4 protein-coding genes and 1 pseudogene are annotated in these 3,351 nt (G+C 66.7%); 1 reads left to right on the top strand and 4 read right to left on the bottom strand.

The annotated features are described in order from the left end of the window. Both VNW74_RS20280 and VNW74_RS20275 read right to left on the bottom strand, forming a co-directional pair. Nucleotides 1-212 (bottom strand): alcohol dehydrogenase catalytic domain-containing protein (locus VNW74_RS20280; RefSeq protein ID WP_325680075.1); only part of this gene is annotated, 212 nt, incomplete at its 3' end. A gap of 5 nt (nucleotides 213-217) precedes the next feature. Then, complete coding sequence (locus VNW74_RS20275) at nucleotides 218-1,456, bottom strand: transposase (RefSeq protein ID WP_325680074.1); 1,239 nt, start codon at nucleotides 1,454-1,456, stop codon at nucleotides 218-220. A gap of 75 nt (nucleotides 1,457-1,531) precedes the next feature. Between VNW74_RS20275 and VNW74_RS20270 the strand changes: the two genes are divergently transcribed. After that, the gene (locus tag VNW74_RS20270) at nucleotides 1,532-2,215 is read left to right on the top strand and encodes a hypothetical protein (RefSeq protein WP_325680072.1); all 684 of its coding nucleotides are present in this window, start codon (nucleotides 1,532-1,534) and stop codon (nucleotides 2,213-2,215) included. On the opposite strand, the gene VNW74_RS20265 is transcribed toward VNW74_RS20270, so the two are convergent. Continuing rightward, nucleotides 2,165-3,139: a COX15/CtaA family protein gene (locus VNW74_RS20265; protein WP_414686731.1), complete on the bottom strand. Its 975-nt coding sequence runs from the start codon at nucleotides 3,137-3,139 to the stop codon at nucleotides 2,165-2,167. The genes VNW74_RS20270 and VNW74_RS20265 overlap by 51 nt on opposite strands. Before the next feature lie 85 nt (nucleotides 3,140-3,224). Further along, nucleotides 3,225-3,351, bottom strand: a pseudogene (locus VNW74_RS20260) (multidrug ABC transporter permease); the annotation flags it as partial.

Raw genomic sequence — 3,351 nt, 5'->3', positions numbered from 1 at the left:
CCGACGGCGACCACGGTCCCGGCCACTTCGGTGCCCAGCACGAACGGAAGCTCGCGCGGGTAAGACCCGGAGCGGAAATAGGTGTCGATGAAATTGACGCCGATCGCTTCGGACTTGATCAGCACCTCGCCCGGACCAGGGGAGGGCTGTGCCGTCTCGACGTAGCTCAGGATTTCCGGACCGCCGTTTTCGGGGACTTGGATTGCGCGCATGGTGACTATCTTGACGTCCTCCGCGGACTGACGTCCTGGGATTCCAACCCGGTCACCCACCTAGGCGGCAGAGAGCTGAGTTGAGGTTCACAGTTCACAGACCGCCCTGCGGCGAGGTCTCCCTGTGCTGTTACCGCCCGTCCGGCGGCAATGTTGCGGGCGGCGTTCACATCAGCGTTGCACGGGCCCGCCTTGCAGGCCACACATGCGAATACCGCTTGACTCTTACGGTTTTCCGGTGCGACATGCCCACAAGCGCAGCATCGTTGCGACGTGTACGCAGCCGGGACCCGTTGGAGGCGTCCCGGAGCTTTGTGGTTGAGCCGGGCCACCAGTCGGCCCCACCCTTGACGAGCGATTGCGCGGTTAAGGCCGCGTTTCTGTGCAACGTGATTACCCGGTTGGTCCAGCGTGCCGCGTGCAGAACGGGTCATCGCCCGCACGTCGAGGTTCTCTACTCGAATGGTTTCGAACCGGCGCGCCAGATCGGTCGTGGTCTTTTCCACCCAATCTCGCCGTCGGTCTGCCTCCCGGGCTTTGAGTTTCGCGATCGCCAGCTTGGTGCGCGCTCGGCGCCTGGAACCAGCCTTGGCGCGCGCGAGGCGTCGCTGCTGCCGGCGCAGCCGCATCTGCTCACCGGGCGTCAGGCTAGGTGCATGGAGCAGTTCCCCGGTCGACAGCGCCGCCGAGACTGCGACACCCCGATCGATACCAACCACGCTGCCATCACCCGGTCCCGCGATGGGATCGGGGATGTGGGCGAAGGCGATATGCCAGCGGCCGACCCGATCCCGAGTAATGCGATAGGACTTCACACCGGCGGGCACACTACGTGTCCAGCGGAATCGGACCCACCCGACCTTCGGCACCCACACCCGCCAGTAACGCCTGTTGAGCTTTTCGACGTGGTGTTGCTTGAGCCCGACCTGGCGGAAACCTTCGTGTACACCCGCCTTGCGCCACGACGGGCGGCCATGGGTGCCGTTAAAGAAGTTCCGCATGGCCTGGGCGAAATCCCGCAGAGCTTGCTGCTGCACTTTCTGGGACCCGGCCGCCAACCAAGCATATTCAGCGCGGATCTCAGTCAACTGCGCCGACTGCTCGTTGTACCCAGGGGCTCGCCGCCCCGGCTGCCAAAGCTGCTGTTGCTCGACGGCCAGGTTCCACACGAATCGGGCATGCCGGCAATGTTCTACCAAAACCGTCTGCTGAGCCGCTGTCGGCAGTAATCGGAACCGAGCCATACTCGCAAGGTAACTGTCGACACCGACACCGACGAGCATCGTCTGGCCCGCGCATGTCTGGCTGAAGGAGTCCGCATGAAGTTGGCCCGGCCCGACATTCGTCATCCGAAGATCGTGCTGGTCGGTTCGGAGGGCGGCGACGACGCGGGTCTGGTCGCCGCGCTGCGCAAGCGAGGGCTGCATGCCCACTGGGTGTCCTGGGACGATCCGGAGACGTTGCATGCCGATCTGGTGATCCTGCGGACTCGTACCGATTACGCCGAGCGCCGCGACGAGTTCCTGGCGTGGACCAAGCGAGTGTCCAATGTGCTCAACGGCGCCGATGTCGTCGCGTGGAACTGCGGCCAACACTATCTGCGCGACCTGCGACGTGCCGGGGTGCCGGTTCGGGACCGGCGGTCGACGGCCTCGACCGTCCGAACGGCGCTGATTTACCTTGGCGGCATTCAGTCGCATGCGTTTGACGCGGCCGCGGCGGTCGAGGCCGACTTCGAATTGTGGGAACTCGGACAGGCTGCCCTGCAAGCGGCAGCCGACCATCTGGGCGTCGGCGCCGGCGAGCTGCTCTACGCCCGGGCCGATGTGATCGGCGGACCGGGTGACGCCGAATTGATCGGGCTGGATTTGATTGCGCCGTCGCTAGGTTGGCAGCTGCTCGACGACACCGCGCGCGACGACGGGCAGCGGCGGTTCGCGGTGTGCGTCGAGTCAGCCCTGGACCGGCTTGGGCTCGGTCCGCTCTCGCATCGACGCCCATAACGCGGCGGTGGCTGCGGTGCACGCGGCCGCGCCGGCGACGTGAACCGCCACCAACGCGGCGGGGACGCCAGTGAAGAACTGCACGATGCCGACGGTGGCCTGAGCGAACACCAGCAGCACCAGCACGCCCAACCGCAGCAGTACCGGGCGGGGTGCGCGTACCGCCAGCAGCCCAAAACCCAGACCGACCAGCAGTCCGAGATAGGCCACCAGCAGCGACGAGTGCGCATGCAACAGCGTGGTGATCTCGATCCTGAGCCGCGGCACCGTCCGATAGGGGCTGGCGTCGCCGGCGTGTGGACCCGCCGCGGTGACCAGGGTGCCGGCCACCAGCACCGCGGACAGCGTCGTCGCGCTCAGCGCCGTCAGCCAGCGCAGCGGCGGGACGACGGTGGCGGTCTGCTCGCCTTGGTCAGGTTCGCCGATCTTGACGTAGAGCAGTACCGCCAGCCACACCATCGCCATCGATGCCAGTAGATGGATGGCCACCGTCCACCAGAGCAAGCCGGTGAGCACCGTGATGCCGCCGATCACCGCCTGCAGCACGGTCGAGGCCGGCATCAACCAGGCATACACCAACACTTCTGTGCGTCTCCGGGCCCGGATGACCGCCAGCACCGCCAGGATCGCCGCGATGACCACGGCGAAACTGATCATCCGGTTCCCGAATTCGACGGCCTGGTGGATGCGGGGTACCTCGGCGACGGCCACCGGGGTGAAGCTGCCCGGAAAGCATTGCGGCCACGTTGGACAGCCCAATCCGGACGCCGTGACCCGGACGATCGCACCGGTGACGGCGATACCGCCCTGAGTCACGATGACCACTGCGGCGATCAGGCGCTGCGCGCCGAGGCTGGGTTCGGGCAGCAGATCCACCAGCCGCAAGAACCACCGTCGGACAGGCATCGCCCGATCGTAGGGCAACGAAAACTACGTCACGTAGTAGGGACGTGGGCGAGGCATTTTCGCGCGAGCGCCACGCCAGCGTGACGGTCGCGGCGCCCGGCCGTCAGGTGAACCGGAACCACCGCAACGCGGCCAGGCCGGCCAGGCCGCCCCAGGCGGCCAGCACGGCGACGCCGAACCAGTCCACCGACACGGTCATCGCCTGCGACAGCGCCTCGGTCAGCGCGCCG

Source organism: Mycobacterium sp. (genome assembly GCF_035570115.1).
In the GTDB taxonomy this organism is placed as follows: Bacteria; Actinomycetota; Actinomycetes; order Mycobacteriales; family Mycobacteriaceae; genus Mycobacterium.
This window is presented reverse-complemented; position numbering and strand designations above follow the sequence as displayed.